This is a genomic window from Gelidibacter salicanalis (assembly GCF_016469035.1).
GTDB lineage: Bacteria > Bacteroidota > Bacteroidia > Flavobacteriales > Flavobacteriaceae > Gelidibacter > Gelidibacter salicanalis_A.
The window spans coordinates 1-275 of sequence record NZ_JAEHJZ010000636.1 but is presented as its reverse complement, the minus strand read 5'-3'; the positions used below and the strand labels follow the sequence as shown (position 1 = coordinate 275).

1 protein-coding gene is annotated in these 275 nt (G+C 44.0%); it reads right to left on the bottom strand.

All coding sequences use genetic code 11. From position 1 onward, the window contains the following. The coding region (locus JEM65_RS22775) for a hypothetical protein (protein WP_233530838.1) at positions 1-275 on the bottom strand (275 nt) is incomplete at both ends.

The following is a 275-nucleotide window of genomic DNA, read 5'->3' as shown; positions in this document are numbered from 1 at the left end:
ACCAAATTGAAGACAAGTCAAATAATAAAATGTCCTTCTTTCGCACTCCCTCTTGAAGATTGTGGAGGTAGCTGGCCTCAAATTTTCGAACACTCCAACCACTTGGCGATCCTTTGGCAACTTGGCCAATGGACATTACAGCATTAGTCTCGACCACATGTATTCTGTAGGCATTTTGGCCCATGTGGAGAGAATGCAACCTGACCATCGTCCTATCCTTGCTCGGATAGTAGGGCAACAAAGCAAGAACAAACTCAGAATGTGCTCTATCAAAA